This is a genomic window from Streptomyces phyllanthi, assembly GCF_009377205.1.
Lineage (GTDB): Bacteria > Actinomycetota > Actinomycetes > Streptomycetales > Streptomycetaceae > Streptomyces > Streptomyces phyllanthi.
In genome coordinates this window covers 1-15,336 of record NZ_VJZE01000196.1, presented here as the reverse complement: position 1 = coordinate 15,336, position 15,336 = coordinate 1, and the positions used below count along the sequence as shown (strand labels likewise).

At 71.3% G+C, this 15,336-nt stretch carries 15 protein-coding genes; 9 read left to right on the top strand and 6 right to left on the bottom strand.

The window, feature by feature from the left end:
* Positions 1–15 precede the first annotated feature (15 nt).
* Entirely contained in the window at positions 16–1,212 is a 1,197-nt protein-coding gene (locus FNH04_RS25070; RefSeq protein WP_322723795.1) for an alkaline phosphatase family protein, read from the top strand.
* A 134-nt stretch (positions 1,213–1,346) separates the two neighbouring features.
* Complete coding sequence (locus tag FNH04_RS25065; RefSeq protein ID WP_152787921.1) at positions 1,347–2,000, top strand: thymidine kinase; 654 nt, start codon at positions 1,347–1,349, stop codon at positions 1,998–2,000.
* 36 nt (positions 2,001–2,036) lie between these two features.
* Here the strand turns inward: FNH04_RS25065 and FNH04_RS25060 are convergent, their stop codons facing one another.
* Positions 2,037–2,831: a VOC family protein gene (locus tag FNH04_RS25060; RefSeq protein WP_152787919.1), complete on the bottom strand. Its 795-nt coding sequence runs from the start codon at positions 2,829–2,831 to the stop codon at positions 2,037–2,039.
* A 333-nt stretch (positions 2,832–3,164) separates the two neighbouring features.
* Here FNH04_RS25060 and FNH04_RS25055 point away from each other — a divergent pair, with 333 nt between their 5' ends.
* Positions 3,165–3,992, top strand: a complete 828-nt coding sequence (locus FNH04_RS25055) for a sulfurtransferase (protein WP_152787917.1) — start codon at positions 3,165–3,167, stop codon at positions 3,990–3,992.
* Positions 3,993–4,138: 146 nt separating this feature from the next.
* On the opposite strand, the gene sepH is transcribed toward FNH04_RS25055, so the two are convergent.
* From sepH to FNH04_RS25040, 3 genes are all read right to left on the bottom strand, one after another.
* The gene (sepH, locus tag FNH04_RS25050) at positions 4,139–5,167 is read right to left on the bottom strand and encodes a septation protein SepH (protein WP_152787914.1); all 1,029 of its coding nucleotides are present in this window, start codon (positions 5,165–5,167) and stop codon (positions 4,139–4,141) included.
* A gap of 392 nt (positions 5,168–5,559) precedes the next feature.
* Positions 5,560–6,891: a D-arabinono-1,4-lactone oxidase gene (locus FNH04_RS25045; RefSeq protein ID WP_152787912.1), complete on the bottom strand. Its 1,332-nt coding sequence runs from the start codon at positions 6,889–6,891 to the stop codon at positions 5,560–5,562.
* Positions 6,839–8,092: an MFS transporter gene (locus tag FNH04_RS25040; protein ID WP_322723791.1), complete on the bottom strand. Its 1,254-nt coding sequence runs from the start codon at positions 8,090–8,092 to the stop codon at positions 6,839–6,841. The genes FNH04_RS25045 and FNH04_RS25040 overlap by 53 nt, the downstream gene beginning before the upstream one ends.
* A gap of 191 nt (positions 8,093–8,283) precedes the next feature.
* On the opposite strand from FNH04_RS25040, the gene FNH04_RS25035 reads away from it, so the two are divergent.
* Together FNH04_RS25035 and FNH04_RS25030 are read left to right on the top strand one after the other, a co-directional pair.
* Positions 8,284–9,411 (top strand): ferrochelatase, encoded by a 1,128-nt coding sequence (locus FNH04_RS25035; RefSeq protein WP_152787910.1) that lies wholly within the window; start codon positions 8,284–8,286, stop codon positions 9,409–9,411.
* 8 nt (positions 9,412–9,419) lie between these two features.
* Positions 9,420–10,238, top strand: a complete 819-nt coding sequence (locus tag FNH04_RS25030; protein ID WP_322723789.1) for an inositol monophosphatase family protein — start codon at positions 9,420–9,422, stop codon at positions 10,236–10,238.
* 136 nt (positions 10,239–10,374) lie between these two features.
* Here FNH04_RS25030 and FNH04_RS46675 read toward each other — a convergent pair whose 3' ends face one another.
* On the bottom strand, positions 10,375–10,548 hold the full coding sequence (locus FNH04_RS46675) for a hypothetical protein (RefSeq protein WP_194236805.1): 174 nt from the start codon (positions 10,546–10,548) through the stop codon (positions 10,375–10,377).
* A 415-nt stretch (positions 10,549–10,963) separates the two neighbouring features.
* On the opposite strand from FNH04_RS46675, the gene FNH04_RS25025 reads away from it, so the two are divergent.
* From FNH04_RS25025 to FNH04_RS25010, 4 genes are all read left to right on the top strand, one after another.
* On the top strand, positions 10,964–11,617 hold the full coding sequence (locus FNH04_RS25025) for a response regulator transcription factor (RefSeq protein WP_181662400.1): 654 nt from the start codon (positions 10,964–10,966) through the stop codon (positions 11,615–11,617).
* Between the two features lie 5 nt (positions 11,618–11,622).
* Complete coding sequence (locus FNH04_RS25020) at positions 11,623–12,870, top strand: sensor histidine kinase (RefSeq protein WP_152787907.1); 1,248 nt, start codon at positions 11,623–11,625, stop codon at positions 12,868–12,870.
* Positions 12,871–13,313: 443 nt separating this feature from the next.
* Positions 13,314–13,610: a DUF4193 domain-containing protein gene (locus FNH04_RS25015; RefSeq protein ID WP_005481602.1), complete on the top strand. Its 297-nt coding sequence runs from the start codon at positions 13,314–13,316 to the stop codon at positions 13,608–13,610.
* Between the two features lie 13 nt (positions 13,611–13,623).
* Positions 13,624–14,586, top strand: a complete 963-nt coding sequence (locus FNH04_RS25010) for a hypothetical protein (RefSeq protein ID WP_322723787.1) — start codon at positions 13,624–13,626, stop codon at positions 14,584–14,586.
* Between the two features lie 173 nt (positions 14,587–14,759).
* On the opposite strand, the gene FNH04_RS25005 is transcribed toward FNH04_RS25010, so the two are convergent.
* Positions 14,760–15,221: a DUF3093 domain-containing protein gene (locus FNH04_RS25005; RefSeq protein ID WP_152787905.1), complete on the bottom strand. Its 462-nt coding sequence runs from the start codon at positions 15,219–15,221 to the stop codon at positions 14,760–14,762.
* Positions 15,222–15,336 lie beyond the last annotated feature (115 nt).

Genomic DNA, 15,336 nt, shown 5'->3' with positions numbered 1-15,336 from the left:
GACGGGGAGCGCTCGGTGCCCGCCCCGGCCGCTCCTCACTGGGACCACCCGGAGCCGCTCGCCATCGGCTCCGCGCCCGTGCCCCAGTACGGCACCGGCTCGCTCTCCGACCTGCTGCCCACCCTCGCGGCGGGCATGGAGGTCCCCGGCATGACCGCCGTCATACCGGAGCTGACCGCGGCAGACCGCAACTGCGTGTTCCTGATCGACGGGCTGGGCTGGCAGCAGCTGAAGGAACACCCGGACGAGGCCCCCTTCATGACCTCGCTGCTCCCCTCGTCGCGGGGCGGCACCGGCCGCGCGATCACCGCCGGATACCCGGCCACCACCGCCACGTCCCTGGCCTCCGTGGGCACGGGCCTGCCGCCGGGCGCCCACGGCCTGCCCGGCTACACGGTGCGCAACCCGGCGACCGACGAGCTGATGAACCAGCTCCGCTGGATTCCCTGGACCCAGCCGCGGGTGTGGCAGCCGTATCCCACGGTCTTCCAGCTGGCCGCCGACGCGGGCGTGCACACCGCCCAGGTCACGTCACCCGCCTTCGAGACCACCCCGCTGACCAAGGTCGCGCTGAGCGGCGGGACGTTCCACGGACGCCTCTCCGGCGAGGAGCGCATGGACCTGGCGGCCGAGCAACTGGCCGCCGGGGACCGCTCGTTGGTGTACACCTACTACTCCGAGGTGGACGGCAACGGCCACCGCTACGGCGTCGACTCGGACGCCTGGCGCGGGCAGTTGATGTACGTCGACCGACTGGTCCAGCGCCTCGCGGAGCAACTCCCGCCGCGTACCGCCCTGTACGTCACCGCGGACCACGGCATGATCGACATCCCGTTCGACGAGCGGCACCGCATCGACTTCGACGAGGACTGGGAACTGCGCGCCGGGGTCGCCCTCCTGGGCGGCGAGGGGCGCGCCCGCCATGTGTACGCGGTGCCGGGCGCCGAGTCCGACGTCCTCACCTGCTGGCGCGAGGTGCTGGGCGAGCAGTTCTGGGTGGCGTCGCGTGACGAGGCCATTGCCGCGGGGTGGTTCGGCCCCGCGGTGGACGAACGCGTGTACGCGCGCATCGGCGACGTGGTCGCTGCGGCCCGTGACGACGTCCTGATCATCGCCTCCGAGCGGGAACCGAAGGAGTCGGCGATGGTCGGCAACCACGGCTCGATGACTCCGGCGGAACAGCTGGTGCCGCTCCTGGAGGTACGCGGCTGAATCCGGACGTACCTGCCTGAAACCGGAAGCGCGCGCATCGGCCGGGAAGTCCGGAAGCCCGCGCCGGTCGTGAGCCCTCCGCGCCCGAAGCCTCCCCCTCCTCTGAACCCGACCCGAAAGGTCCTCACCTCCCCATGCCCGAGCTGGTGTTCTTCTCCGGAACGATGGACTGCGGGAAGTCGACGCTGGCCCTCCAGATCGAGCACAATCGCTCGGCGCGCGGCCTCCAGGGCATGATCTTCACCAGGGACGACCGCGCCGGCGAGGGCAAGCTGTCGTCGCGGCTCGGACTCGTCACGAACGCGGTGGAGGTCGCGGACGGACAGGACCTGTACGCCCATCTCGTCGAGCATCTCTCCCAGGGCCGCCGCGCGGACTACGTGATCGCGGACGAGGCCCAGTTCCTCACGCCCGAGCAGATCGACCAGCTGGCCCGCGTGGTGGACGACCTGGGCGTCGACGTCTTCGCCTTCGGGATCACGACGGACTTCCGCTCCAAGCTCTTTCCCGGCTCCCAGCGCCTCGTGGAGCTCGCCGACCGGGTGGAGGTCCTCCAGGTCGAGGCCCTCTGCTGGTGCGGCGCCCGCGCCACCCACAACGCCCGCACCATAGGCGGCCACATGGTCGTCGAGGGCGCCCAGGTCGTCGTCGGCGACGTCAACCAGCCTGAGGACATCGGCTACGAGGTCCTCTGCCGCCGCCATCACCGTCGCCGTATGACGGCGGCCACGGCCCGCGCGAGCGCGCTGTCCCCGGACGTACTGCCGATCGAGACGGCCTCACCGTGACGGCGGCGGAGCGGTGGCCCTCGAACGGGCTCCGGCTCAGCGGCCGGTGTGGACCAGCCGGAACACCGCGCCCTCCGGGTCCGTGACGGTGGCCACGCGGCCGTGGGGAGTGTCCCGGGCGGGCTTGAGGAGGTGTCCGCCGAGATCGGTGACGTGGATGATCGCCTCGTCGGTGTCGGCGACCTCGAAGGACGTCAGCCAGTGGGAACCCCGGTCACGGGGCAGGGCCGTGCCGACGCCGTGGATGCCGGCGACCGGATGGCCCTTGACCTGGAGGGTGACGTAGTCGACGCCCGCGGAGGTGATCGGCTCCTCCTCGTGGCCGAAGACGGTCTCGTAGAACTTGGCGACCACGGCCGAGTCCCGGGTGCGCAGTTCGTTCCACGAGGGCGTTCCGGGGGCGCCGCTGATGGCGGTGCCGAGGTGGGCCGCCGCCTGCCAGATGCCGAAGACGGCGCCCGAGGGGTCCGAGGCGATGGCCAGACGGCCCGCGTCGGCGGCGTCCAGAGGCCCCACCCCGACCGTACCGCCGCAGTGCCGCACCGTCTCGGCCGTCAGATCCACGTCGTCCGAGGAGAAATACGGCGTCCACGCGACGGGCAGATGACGGTCGGGCGGCAGCTGACCGATCCCCGCCACCTCGTGACCGCCGAGCAGAGCCCGTACGTACGGGCCCAGTTGCTGCGGTCCCGGTTGGAACTCCCAGCCGAACAGCGCTCCGTAGAAGTCCTGAGTGGCCGCCAGTCCGTGCACCATGAGACTCACCCAGCACGGTGTGCCGGGCGGGTGCGCCTCACCGTTCAGGCCGGCCGAACCCCGTCCCTCGGTCATCGTCACTCTCTCCTCGGCCCCTCGCGGTCCATCTGGCGGCCGCGTCACTTCCGTTCCCCGTATGTGCGTAACGCGTTCACAGGCGTGCGCGTTCCGTGTCGATGCTCGCACCGTCCGAAGCGCGCACGCCCCAGCCGCGCCGCCGCCCGGTGGAACCCCTGCGCGGGACGGCCGAATCACAACTGCCTGTCCGGTTGTGCGCCTTCACCGCGCGATGCCCTTCGGATGTACAGCATGTGCCCGATCCCGTACGCCTCGTGATCGGATCCGTCCGGCGGAGCACAGTAGCCGGACCTGGGCGACAGGGCCACCCCGTGCGCAAGGATGGGGGCCATGAACGCCATCATCTCCGCGTCCGAACTCGCGAGTGAGCTCGCGGGCCCGACCCCGCCGGCCGTCCTGGACGTCCGCTGGCAGCTGGGCGGTCCGAACCTGCGACCCGAGTACGAGAAGGCGCATGTCCCGGGGGCCGTCTTCGTCGATCTTGATGCCGAACTCGCGGGTCCCCCGGGAGTGGGCGGCCGGCATCCGCTGCCGGACACGGAGGCCTTCGGCGCGGCGATGCGGGCGGCCGGGGTCTCGGCGGACCGGCACGTCGTGGTGTACGACGGGGGGCTCGGCTGGGCCGCCGCGCGCGCGTGGTGGATGCTGCGCTTCACGGGGCACCCCTCGGTGCGCGTCCTGGACGGCGGTCTCGCAGCCTGGGAAGGCCCTCTGACGGCAGAGATCCCCGAGCCGGCTCCGGGGACCTTCAAGCCGGTCCCGGGCGCCCTGCCGCTGCTGGACGCCGACGGTTCCGCAGCGCTCGCCCGCAGCGGGCTGCTCCTGGACGCACGGGCGGCCGAGCGGTACCGCGGTGACGTCGAGCCCATCGACCCGGTCGCCGGACACATCCCGGGCGCGGTCTCGGCACCCACCACCGAGAACGTGGCCGAATCCGGTCGCTTCCTGCCCGCCGCCGACCTCGCCGACCGCTTCGCGGCCCTGGGCGCGACCGGAGGAGCGGAGGTCGGCGTCTACTGCGGCTCGGGCGTCTCGGGGGCCCACGAGGTCCTCGCCCTGGCTGTCGCGGGCATCCCCGCCGCCCTGTACGTCGGCTCGTGGTCGGAGTGGAGCCGCGACGGCAGCCGCCCGGTGGCGACGGGCCCGGATCCCCGGTGACGCCCACGGGCTCCCGGCCGACGCCCGTGTGACGGGCCCGTGTCGGCATGACGTTGGCCGCATGACGTTGGCCGCATGACCTGGACAGCACGACGTCGGGGCCCGCATCTGAACGATGCGGGCCCCACACACGTACCTGTGACTGACTAGTCCTGCTTCTTCCGCCGTGTACCGAACACGATCTCGTCCCAGCTCGGCACCGCCGCGCGGCGGCCGGGACGGACGCCGTCCGCCTCGGCCTGGCGGTCGGTGGCGCCGACGAGACGCTCGCGATGGCTGGCGACCGCACGCGGCATCAACACGTCCGCGTACGCGGAACCGGCCGAGGCCGCGGGAGCCGGGGGCTCCTCCGCCTCGGGCTCCGGCGCGGGCTCCTCCTGCACCTCGGTGACCCGCTCGGGCACCACCAGGTCACCCCGGTAGCTGGGCACGGCCTCCAGGATGCTGGTGAGCGAGTCGCGCTCGTCCGCGCTCTCCTCGGTGTCGTCGGACGGCGAGGGGGGCAGGACGGGACGTTCCGCCTGGCGGTCCAGGGGGCGGTCGCGCGGCAGCCGGGCGATCCGTGGCACGAACGGGAAGCTCGGCTCGGCCGCCCCGAGGTCGTCGGACTCGCCGATCAGCGAGCGGGCCTCGTCGTCGACGGCCTGGACGAGCCGCCGCGGCGGGTCGTACGTCCAGCTCGCCGAGTGCGGCTCACCCGCGACCCGGTAGACCAGCAGCACCTCCCAGGTGCCGTCGTCGCGGCGCCAGGAGTCCCACTGGACGGTGTCCTTCTCGGCGCCGCGCAGCAGCAGTCGCTCCTGGACGGCCTCGCCGAGCTGGGGACCCGCCGCGTTCTCGCCGGGACGGCGGACCGGGGTCTTCCGGGCCCGCTCGGCCATGAAGGCGCGCTCGGCCAGCACGGGACCCTCGAAGCGGCGTACCCGGTCGACAGGGATGCCGGCGAGCTGCGCGACCTCCTCGGCGGACGCACCGGCGCGTATACGCGCCTGGATGTCACGCGGGCGGAGATGGCTCTCCACCTCGATCTCGATCTGGCCGAGGCGGGGGCGGTCGCCGCGCACGGCGGCGCGCAGCCGTTCGTCGATCGGGAGTGTGTACTCCGTTGCGTCGGCAGCCTTCAGCACCAGCCGTGTGCCGTCATTTGAGACGGCCACGACACGCAGTTCGGGCATGGGGACCTCCCGGGTGGTGCCTGCCGACGTCACGTGCGTCGCTGCTTCCGCTAGTCGAGTGTGGCCTGCCCGGGTGCAGCCTGCCACAACCTTGCCGAGTTGCCCGGCGTGTCGGGCGTGGGCCCTGGGCCGCCGTTATGGCACGGTTACCTATTCGCAACGCTAAGTGACGAAACTCATCACCCTGTGCAACGATCCCCCTCCAGGCGGTCCTTGAAGGCCCCGAACACCCTGGCGGGAGTCCGGTCCCAGGGCTCGCAACAGTACTCCATTCGGGCCACTTGCGTGGATCGGCACGCCGCTCAACTTCTCACAAGGGGTGGGAGTCGGCCGCCCGAAGCGCCGTATTCGTGACCTCCGGGCGCGGCGTGCGTCACATCGTCACCCGGGAGCTAGGAGCCCAACACCCTCCGCAAGTAGTCGTTCTGGAACCGCCGGTCCGGATCGAGCCGGTCCCGCAGGGCGGTGAACTCACCGAAGCGCGGATAGACCTTGGAGAAGTAGTCGGCGTCCCGCGTGTGCACCTTGCCCCAGTGCGGACGCCCCTCGTGCGCCGTGAAGATCCGCTCCGCCGCCGTGAAGTACGCCTGGTAGGGCGTGCCCTTGAACATGTGGACGGCGACGTACGCGCTGTCCCGGCCCGACGCCGTGGACAGCGTGATGTCGTCGGCCGGGCAGGTGCGGACCTCGACGGGGAAGCTGACACGCAGGGGTGAGCGGTCGACCATGGCCTTCAGCTCGCGCAGCGTCTCCACCAGGGCCTCGCGCGGCACGGCGTACTCCATCTCCACGAAGCGCACCCGGCGCGGAGAGGTGAAGACCTTGTAAGGAATATCGGTGTAGGTGCGCGCGGACAGGGCGCGGCTCGAGATCTGGGCGATCGTGGGGATCGTGCCGGGAACGGCGCGGCCCACCCAGTTGGCCACCTGGAAGACGCCGTTGGAGAGGAACTCGTCCTCGATCCAGCCGCTGAGCTGTCCGACCGGCTTCTCGGGACCCGCGCTGCGGTTGTTGCGCTTGGTGTTGGTGTTGCCGGTGTGCGGGAACCAGTAGAACTCGAAGTGCTCGTTCTCGGCCCAGAGTTCGTCGAAGTCGGCGAGGACCTTGTCGAAGGGCGTCGGCTCCTCGCGGGCCGACAGCAGGAAGATCGGCTCCACGGCGAACGTGATCGCGGTGACGATTCCCAGGGCCCCGATGCCGATGCGGGCCGACGCGAAGACGTCGGGATTCTCCTTCTCGGAGCACGTGAGGACCGAGCCGTCGGCCGTGACCAGCTCAAGGCCCTTGATCTGGGCGGCGATCGAGCCCGACTCGCGGCCGGTGCCATGGGTGCCGGTGCTGGCCGCGCCCGACACCGTCTGTTCCATGATGTCGCCCATGTTCGTGAGCGACAGGCCCTCGCGCGCGAGAGCCATGTTGAGCCGCTTGAGCGGGGTGCCTGCCTCGACGGTGACCGTCATGGCGTCGCGGTCGATCTTGCGGATACCTGCCAGCAGTTGAGGCCGGATCAGGACGCCGTCGGTCGCGGCGGCCGCCGTGAACGAGTGCCCGGAGCCGACGGCCTTCACCCTGAGGCCGTCCTCGGCGGCCTGCCGTACGGCCGCGGACAACTCCTCCACGGACGCGGGCGTGACCTCCCGCACGGGCCGGGAGACGACGTTCCCGGCCCAGTTACGCCACGTTCCGCCGCTCGTGCTCATCGTCCCGCTCGCTGTGCCGCTCATGGGTTCCTCCCCGCTGCGCAGCCGGCCTGCGCAGCCGGCGGTACCCGAGGAAACCGACCGCGACCGCGACGGCCCCGGACACCACCGGAACCCCGTACCCGGCCTCCGCGCCGACGGCGTCGATCACCCAGCCGGACACGGAGGAGCCGAGCGCGATCCCGACCGCCAGCCCCGTGCTCACCCAGGTCATGCCCTCGGTCAGATGCGCGCGTGGTACGTGCTCTTCGATCAGGGACATGGTCGTGATCATCGTGGGTGCGATGGACAGGCCCGCAACGAAGAGCGCCACGGCCAGAAACGGCAAGTTTCCGACCAGTAGGAGGGGGATCATACTCACGGCCATGCCGCATACGCCCAGCAGCCACCGGCGTTCCGCGGCCCCCGTGAAGCGCATCAGTCCGAAGACGATCCCGGCGACGCAGGATCCCGCCGCGTACAGGGCCAGGACGACGCTCGCGGCTCCCTTGTGGCCCTGCTCGTCGGCGAAGGCAACGGTGACCACGTCCACGGCCCCGAAGATCGCCCCGGTCGCCGCGAAGGCGAGCACCAGGACCCGCAGCCCGGGCGAGCGCAGCGCCGAGCGCCCGCCGCCGTGCCGCTCGCGCGGGTGCGGTGCGGGCTCGGTGGCGCGCTGGGCCGTCAGCCAGAAGACGCCGACAGCGAGGAAGGCGGCGGCGAGGAGCAGCCCGGCCTCCGGGAACCACGCCGTGGACAGGCCGATGGAGATGATCGGCCCCAAGACGAAGCAGACCTCGTCGACCACGGACTCGAAGGAGTACGCGGTGTGCAGCCGCGGGGTGCCCCTGTAGAGCGCCGCCCAGCGCGCGCGGGTCATGGCGCCGGCACTGGGCGTGCAGCCGACGCACGCCGAGCAGACGAACAGCACCCAGTCCGGCCACCCGTGGTGCGCGGCGAGCAGCAGCCCGGACGCCGCGACCAGAGTGAACAGCGCCGCCGGGCGCAGCACCCGCCGCTGCCCGTACTGGTCCACCAGGCGCGAGACCTGCGGCCCGGCCACGGCGGCGGACAGCGCGACGGTCGCCGTCAGTGCGCCCGCGAGCCCGTACCGGCCGGTGAGCTGCGAGACCATCGTCACCACACCGACGCCCGTCATCGACAGCGGCATCCGGCCGATGAGCCCCGCGGCGGTGAAGGCCCTGGAGCCGGGGGCGGCGAACAGGGCGCGGTAGGGGCTGGGCACAGGGGGCTCCGGTGTCTGCCGAAGGGGCGGTACGCGTCCGAGATGATCCGGTAGGACGCGAGCGAGGATGTGACGACGATCCGGTAAGGCGTGAACAAAATCAACGCAGCTTACAAGTCAGGCACACCCGACGCACACCCTGGCGCGGGCCGCGATCCCGGCCGTCAGTCGTGGGTGGCAGGATCGTAGGCATGCCCGACGCACGCGACGCCAGCCCGTACGACGCCCTGTTGCTCCTCTCGTTCGGAGGCCCCGAGGGCCCGGACGACGTGGTCCCCTTCCTGGAGAACGTGACACGGGGACGCGGCATCCCCAAGGAACGCCTCAAGGAGGTGGGGCAGCACTACTTCCTGTTCGGCGGGGTCAGCCCCATCAACGACCAGAACAGAGCGCTGCTCGACGCCCTCCGCAAGGACTTCGCCGAGCACGGCCTGGACCTGCCGGTCTACTGGGGCAACCGCAACTGGGCGCCGTATCTGACGGACACCCTGCGCGAGATGGTCGCCGACGGGCGCCGCCGTGTCCTCGTCCTCGCCACCAGCGCGTACGCCTCGTACTCGGGCTGCCGCCAGTACCGCGAGAACCTGGCCGAGGCGCTCGCCACGCTGGAGGCCGAGGGCCTGGAGCTGCCGAGGGTCGACAAGCTGCGGCACTACTTCAACCACCCCGGCTTCCTGGAGCCCATGATCGACGGCCTCCTGGAGTCCCTCGCCGACCTCCCCGAGGACATACGGGACGGGGCCCACATCGCCTTCACGACGCACTCCATCCCGACCGCGGCCGCGGACACCTCCGGACCGGTCGAGGACCACGGGGACGGCGGCGCGTACGTGAAGCAGCACCTGGACGCCGCCCGGCTGATCGCCGAGGCCGTGCGTGAGCGCACCGGTGCCGACCGCCCCTGGCGGCTCGTCTACCAGTCGCGCTCCGGCGCGCCCCACATCCCGTGGCTGGAACCGGACATCTGCGACCACCTGGAGGAGCTGCACGGCGCCGGGGTGCCGGCCGTCGTGATGGCGCCCATCGGGTTCGTCTCGGACCACATGGAGGTCCTCTACGACCTCGACACGGAGGCCAGGGCCAAGGCCGAGGAGCTGGGCCTGCCCGTGCGCCGCTCGGCCACCGTGGGCGCGGACCCCAGGTTCGCCGCCGCGATCCGGGAGCTGGTCGTGGAGCGTGCCGCGACCGAGCGCGGCCAGGACGTGGCTCCCTGCGCCCTCGGAGCGCTCGGTCCCAGCCACGACCTCTGCCCCGTGGGCTGCTGCCCGGCCCGCGCCCCGCAGCCCGCCGCCGCGGGCGCCGACAGCCCATACGTGTGAGGAGCACCGTGACCGACCAGTCAGAGCAGCGGGACCGCCTTGGGACCGAGCTCCTGGAGATCGCGCTCGAGGCCGCCACCCGCGCGGGCGCCTTCCTGCGCGACAGCCGCCCCGACGACCTCGGAGTGGCCGCCACCAAGTCCAGCGCCGTCGATGTCGTCACCGAGATGGACATCGCCTCCGAGAAGCTGATCACCGGCCTGCTGGCCGACCGCAGGCCGGACGACGGCGTGCTCGGCGAGGAGGGCGCCAGCGTCGAGGGCAACAGCGGCGTCGAGTGGGTGATCGACCCCCTCGACGGAACCGTCAACTACCTCTACGGCCTGCCCAGCTGGGCGGTGTCCATAGCGGCCCGGGTGGACGGCGAGACGGTCGTCGGGGTGGTGTACGCCCCCCTGCGCGGCGAGACCTACCGGGCGGTCCTGGGGGAGGGGGCGTACGTGAACGACCGCCCCGCGCGCGTACGGCCCGCGCCCGCCCTGGAGCTGGCCCTGGTGGGCACGGGCTTCGGCTACCTGCCCCACCGCCGGGCCACGCAGGCCGACGTGGTCCGCGAGCTGATCCCCCAAGTGCGCGACATCCGGCGCGGAGGCTCCGCCGCGATCGACCTGTGCGACGTGGCGGTGGGCCGCCTGGACGGGTACTACGAGCGCGGACTCAACCCCTGGGACTACGCGGCGGGCGACCTCGTCGCCCGGGAGGCGGGCGCCCTGACCGGTGGCCGCCCCGGAGAGCCCCTCTCACCCGACCTGACCGTCGCGGCTCCACCCGGCCTCTTCGAGCCCCTCCAGGCCCGCCTCGACGAGCTGGGGGCATGGCACGACTGAGGCGGGCCGGCCGGCCCGGCGACAGCGGCGCGGCTGACGCCGGGGCCGCCGCCACGGCAGACCGCTGACAACCCGGACAGCATGAAGCGGGGCCCCGGCACTGGATCGATGCCGGGGCCCCGCTCGCACAAGCTGATCAGACGCGTGACGCGATGACCTCCACACCGTGTTCGGCGGCGAGGCGGTGCAGGTCGTCGAGCTCGCCCTGCTCGACCTCCACGAGGAAGTCGTCGCCCGTCTCGCGAGCCCTGGTCAGGTCGGACTCGGTCGCCCTTATGCGCTGCAGAAGTCCTGCGGTGAATGCGTCCATGCTGCGCCCCCTCGTCCTGGGTCGTGGGTCGGTGGCACGGGGGTGTGCCGTTCGGGAGGGAACGATCACGTCTCCTGTGGATGCCCAGCGCTGCCCGTGCTGGGCGGCGACGGTGCCGGACACCCACGCCCGCCCTGCGGAAGCGGATCGTGATGTACCACATGGTTGTGCGGCACAAGCAGAGCGTGATCGCGGGGTGTGTAAAGCCGTCCTCCCCTCGCCCGCTCCCGGGGAAACCTCAACCGGATGAGAATTTCTCGCTTCCCCGGACTCGCCGCCCTCCCGCCCGGTCACTCCTCCGGCTTACCGCCGACTTATGGCCGAAAAAGGCAGGATGGAGGTCACACACCCACGAAGCCCCTGCCCGCGTGCGCCGAGGAAGCGCGCGCGGGTGGACACAGGAAGGACAATCGACGTGCGCGTACTCGTCGTCGAGGACGAGCAGCTGCTCGCCGATGCGGTGGCCACCGGACTGCGCCGGGAGGCCATGGCCGTCGACGTCGTGTACGACGGTGCGGCCGCGCTGGAACGCATCGGCGTCAACGACTACGACGTGGTCGTCCTCGACCGCGACCTCCCCCTCGTGCACGGTGACGACGTCTGCCGCAAGATCGTCGAGCTCGGCATGCCCACGCGCGTGCTGATGCTCACCGCGTCCGGCGACGTCAGTGACCGTGTGGAGGGCCTGGAGATAGGCGCCGACGACTATCTCCCCAAGCCCTTCGCCTTCAGCGAGCTCACGGCACGCGTGCGTGCCCTGGGCCGGCGGACGAGCGTGCCGCTGCCGCCCGTCCTGGAGCGGGCGGGCATCAAGCTCGACCCCAACCGCCGTGAGGTCTTCCGCGACGGCAAGGAGATCCAGCTCGCGCCCAAGGAGTTCGCCGTTCTCGAGGTGCTGATGCGCAGCGAGGGCGCCGTCGTCTCCGCCGAACAGCTTCTGGAGAAGGCCTGGGACGAGAACACCGACCCCTTCACCAACGTCGTGCGCGTCACCGTGATGACCCTGCGCCGCAAGCTCGGCGAACCCCCGGTCATCGTCACCGTGCCCGGCTCCGGTTACCGGATCTGATCCCGATGGCCACGACACCCGCACCCCCCAAGGCGCCCCCCAAGCCCACCTGGGACCCGCGAAAGCCGGAGCTGCCGTTCCCCTGGCTGCGCCCGACGATCCGGATAAGGCTCACCCTGCTGTACGGCGGCATGTTCCTGATCGCCGGGATCCTGCTGCTGTCGATCATCTACCTGCTGGCCGCCCAGGCCATCCACGCGGCGGGCAGCCAGCGGCTGGAGATCTCCGGCACCGACGTCATCACCATCCGCAGCCCCACCTGCCCGCAGCTGAACAGCGCGACCACCGACGACCAGCGCAACGCCGCGCTCGAGGCGTGCAACGCGGCCCTGAAGCAGCATGCCCTCGACGAGCTGCTCAGCCGCTCCCTGCTGGCCCTGCTGGGCCTCGCCGTGATCGCGTTCGCCTTCGGCTACGCGATGGCGGGCCGGGTGCTCACGCCGCTCGGCCGGATCACCAGGACCGCGCGCGCGGTGGCGGGCTCGGACCTGTCCCGCCGTATCGAGCTGGACGGCCCGGACGACGAGCTGAAGGAGCTGGCGGACACCCTCGACGACATGCTGGAACGGCTGCAGCGGGCCTTCACGGCCCAGCAGCGGTTCGTGGGGAACGCCTCCCACGAGCTGAGGACACCGCTCGCGATCAACCGCACGCTCCTCGAGGTGCACCTGTCCGATCCGAACGCTCCCGTGGAGCTGCAGCAGCTCGGCAAGACACTGCTGGCCACCAACGAGCGCAGCGAGCAGCTCGTCGAGGGTCTGCTCCTGCTCGCCCGCAGTGACAGCCAGATCGTGGAGCGCAAGCCCGTGGACCTGGCGGAGGTGGCCTCACAGGCCATCGACCAGGTGCACGGCGAGGCGGACGCCAAGGGCGTGGAGATCCGCGGCGAGCGTGCCCCGGCGGTCGTCCAGGGCAACGGCGTCCTGCTGGAGCGGATCGCCCTGAACCTCCTCCAGAACGCCGTGCGGTACAACGTGCCGGAGGACGGCTGGGTCGAGGTCACGACGGAACTGCAGCACGGCCAGGCGGTCCTGGTGGTGTCAAACACCGGACCGGTGGTACCCGCGTACGAGATCGACAACCTGTTCGAGCCCTTCCGTCGGCTGCGGACGGAGCGCACGGGCAGCGACAAGGGCGTGGGTCTTGGCCTGTCGATCGTCCGGTCCGTGGCCCGCGCGCACGGCGGCCACATCGCCGCCCGGCCGCGGGATGGGGGTGGACTGGTGATGCGGGTCTCGCTGCCGCCGACCTGAGGAGGGCGGATTCCGGGTGTCCCGGATGTGCGCGAAACCCTGTTGATCTGAGACCATGCCCGCCGACACAGACGACGTTCGCTTTGCGCTGAATTTTCCCTCCGCGCATCCGTGAAGATCGTGTGTGATCGATCACAGAGGCGAATTTCCAGCCATATACTCTCCGTGATCATGGGGTCTGCCGGAAAGCCGGGATTATCCGGGTTTTCGGGGGTCATGATCACGGGAAGTACACGGTGAGACGCCTTTGAAGTGCGGCCTTTGGACCGTGTACGGTCCCGTTCGCCATCCAAGCCGATCACTCTTGAGGGGTCCGGTTGGGTGTCGATTGAGTAACAGACCTTGATGTGAGGCAAAATCTCCGCCTCGGGTCGGGCACAAGACCGGCCTCTCACGCGTTACGTGCGCTGAGACACCACAGACACCCAGAGGGGGAGAGCGACATGGCAACGGATTACGACACCCCACGCAAGACCGACGACGACGTCGACTCGGACAGCCTGGAAGAACTCAAGGCTCGGCGGAACGACAAGTCGACGTCCGCCGTGGACGTCGACGAGTTCGAGGCCGCGGAGGGCCTGGAGCTGCCCGGCGCGGACCTCTCGAACGAGGAGCTGGCCGTCCGGGTGCTGCCGAAGCAGCAGGACGAGTTCACCTGCATGAGCTGCTTCCTGGTGCACCACCGCAGCCAGCTGGCCCGGGAGAAGAACGGCCAGCCGATCTGCCGCGACTGCGACTGAGGCAGGGTCGGCCGTGACTGGCTCGACCCCACCTTGGAAGCGCCGCTTCCGGAAGGGGGCGGACGAAGAGCCGTACGACGGCTCTCGCGGTGTGCGTGACGACGAGCGGGGCTCCTCCGAACAGGGAGAGGCCTCGCTCGAACGTGCGTCTGGTACGGCGTTGGGGGGCGCCCAGGACGCGCGCACCACGGACGCGCAGCCCGGCCTTCCGGTCCCGGTGGACGTCCCGGCGCCGGTCGCCGGGCGCCGCTCGGCGGTCGTCGTGCAGGGGCTGAAGGCAGGCCTCAAGGCGGGCGCCCGTCAGGGCGGCATCCGGGCCCGGGCCGGCCTGACCTATCTCGCCGACCGGATCATCGACATCGCCCCACGGATTCCCGTACGGGATCTCGGGACCCTGCGCAGACAGTTCCCCGGCCTGGGGCCCGAGCAGATCGCGGACAAGCTCGTCGCGGGCGCGGCAGGCGCCTCGTCGACCGTGGGCGCCGGGATCGGTGCCGCCGCCATGCTGCCGGTGCCGCCAGCCATGCCCGCGGAGCTGGCCGCGGAGATCACCGGAGTCGCCGCGATCGAGCTGAAGCTGATCGCCGAGCTGCACGAGGTCTACGGCGTGCGGCCGCCGGGGAACCTGATGCAGCGCAGTACCGCCTACCTGAACTCCTGGTCGGGCGAGCGCGGTATCGACGTGGCCAAACCGGCGACGATCAACGCCGCGCTGGGCAGCCAGATGAAGCGGGAGCTGCGCCAGCAGATCATGAAGCGCATGGTGCGCAACCTGCCCAACCTGATGCCGTTCATGGTGGGGGCGGCGGTAGGAGCGATCATGAACCGCCGCGACACCAAGCACCTCGCCGAGCGCATCCGCAAGGACCTGCGGAAGATCCAGATCCCGTGGGACGCGCTGCCCGCCCTGCCGCCCCTGGAGAAACCGGCCGACCCCCTGGCGGTCGGTGAGCTCCCGAAGGAACTCGGCAGCTGACGACGGGGGTTCTCCGGCCGAGGGCGTTCGTCGGCGGGGTGGGTGCCCGGGGGACGGCCGTGCCCGCTTCCTAGCCGGGAGCGCCGTCTCGCCTACGGGCGATGGTGCCGAGGCTCCGCCCGCGTATGAGCCTGCCCGTCCAGAGCGAGCCGGAGTGAGCCGTGCCCCGCGCCCTACGCCGTCGCGCGGGCCGTCTCCAGGGCCGTGACCAGGCTCCGGGGCTCGCGGGTCGACAGGTACAGGTAGGGCGTCGGGTCGTCCGGGTCGGTGACCGGGATACGGACGGCGGTGGGGATGTAAGCGCGCAGAAGCATGAAGGCGCGCGGGTCGGCCTTGTGGGAACGCCAGGCGCGGGCCTCCTCCGGGTCCAGGACCTCCGCGTCGCCCAGCGCGGCAACCGGGATCTTCGCCTCGCCGGCGATCAGGGCGCCGCCGACCACGCGGATGCGGACCGAGCCGTACGAGCTGGCCACGACGGCCGCGGCCGCGGTGCCGCCGACGAGCCCGCCCAGCAGGGGAAGCGTGCCGAAGGGGAGCAGGATGAGAGCCATGGCGACGCCGACCAGAGCGCAGATCAGCCACCAGGTGCGGGGCGCGGAAAGACGTTCTTCGTACGGCGACGCGGAGGGCTGCATGCCGCCAAGCTTGGCACGGTGTCGGACGCTCGCCGGAATCGGGGCGGTCGGCGCGAAGCGCCGTCGGGTAGGGCGGTGGTGGGTGACGGGCGGATCGGGGCGGTCGGCGCGAAGC

Excerpts from the sequence above, each read along its gene's own strand:
- FNH04_RS25065 (WP_152787921.1), top strand. The coding sequence starts at position 1,347 with ATGCCCGAGCTGGTGTTCTTCTCCGGAACGATGGACTGCGGGAAGTCG.
- FNH04_RS25060 (WP_152787919.1), bottom strand. The coding sequence starts at position 2,831 with ATGACCGAGGGACGGGGTTCGGCCGGCCTGAACGGTGAGGCGCACCCG.
- FNH04_RS25055 (WP_152787917.1), top strand. The coding sequence starts at position 3,165 with ATGAACGCCATCATCTCCGCGTCCGAACTCGCGAGTGAGCTCGCGGGC.
- sepH (WP_152787914.1), bottom strand. The coding sequence starts at position 5,167 with ATGCCCGAACTGCGTGTCGTGGCCGTCTCAAATGACGGCACACGGCTG.
- FNH04_RS25045 (WP_152787912.1), bottom strand. The coding sequence starts at position 6,891 with ATGAGCGGCACAGCGAGCGGGACGATGAGCACGAGCGGCGGAACGTGG.
- FNH04_RS25035 (WP_152787910.1), top strand. The coding sequence starts at position 8,284 with ATGCCCGACGCACGCGACGCCAGCCCGTACGACGCCCTGTTGCTCCTC.
- FNH04_RS46675 (WP_194236805.1), bottom strand. The coding sequence starts at position 10,548 with ATGGACGCATTCACCGCAGGACTTCTGCAGCGCATAAGGGCGACCGAG.
- FNH04_RS25020 (WP_152787907.1), top strand. The coding sequence starts at position 11,623 with ATGGCCACGACACCCGCACCCCCCAAGGCGCCCCCCAAGCCCACCTGG.
- FNH04_RS25015 (WP_005481602.1), top strand. The coding sequence starts at position 13,314 with ATGGCAACGGATTACGACACCCCACGCAAGACCGACGACGACGTCGAC.
- FNH04_RS25005 (WP_152787905.1), bottom strand. The coding sequence starts at position 15,221 with ATGCAGCCCTCCGCGTCGCCGTACGAAGAACGTCTTTCCGCGCCCCGC.